The organism is Glutamicibacter sp. BW78, assembly GCF_002332245.1.
GTDB classification, from domain to species: domain Bacteria; phylum Actinomycetota; class Actinomycetes; order Actinomycetales; family Micrococcaceae; genus Arthrobacter_H; species Arthrobacter_H rhombi_A.
Window position 1 is genome coordinate 1 of the sequence record NZ_NRGU01000025.1, and the last position, 811, is coordinate 811.

Below are 811 nucleotides of genomic sequence, written 5' to 3' on the forward strand. Positions count from 1 at the left end.
TGACGGCCCCGCTGGCGGAGCTTGATCCCGAGGTCGCTTCGCGGATCGATGCCGAGCTGGCCCGCCAGCAGGACGGTCTGGAAATGATCGCCTCGGAAAACCACACGGCCCAAGCGGTCATGGAAGCCCAGGGCTCGGTGCTGACTAATAAATACGCCGAGGGCTACCCCGGGCGCCGGTACTACGGCGGCTGCGAGCATGTCGACGTGATCGAGTCCTTGGCGATCGAGCGGGTCAAGGCCCTCTTCGGTGCCGGCTACGCGAACGTCCAGCCACACTCCGGTGCCCAGGCCAATGCCTCGGTGATGCACGCACTGATCCGTCCCGGGGACACGGTCATGGGCCTGAACCTGGCCCATGGTGGTCACTTGACCCACGGGATGAAGATCAACTTCTCAGGACGGCTCTACAACATCGTCCCGTACTCGGTCTCCGAGTCCGATCTGCGGATCGACATGGACGAGGTCGAGGCCCTGGCGATCGAGCACCAGCCCAAGATGATCGTCGCCGGCTGGTCGGCCTACCCCCGCCAGTTGGACTTCGAACGGTTCCGGGCGATCGCCGACAAGGTCGGGGCGTACCTGTTCGTGGACATGGCCCATTTCGCTGGGCTGGTCGCTGCCGGGTTGCACCCCTCCCCGGTGCCGCATGCCCATGTGGTCACCTCCACCACGCATAAGACGTTGGCCGGCCCGCGGGGCGGGATCATCTTGTCCAATGACGCCGATATTGCCAAGAAGATCAATTCGGCGGTGTTCCCCGGTCAGCAGGGCGGGCCGTTGGAGCATGTGATCGCCGGTAAGGCGGTCGC

Annotated in this window: 1 protein-coding gene; it reads left to right on the forward strand. The window is 64.9% G+C overall.

The window, feature by feature from the left end; all coding sequences use genetic code 11:
• Window positions 1-11: 11 nt before the first annotated feature.
• On the forward strand, window positions 12-811 hold an 800-nt coding region (glyA, locus tag CIK75_RS03715; protein WP_241895275.1), incomplete at its 3' end, for a serine hydroxymethyltransferase.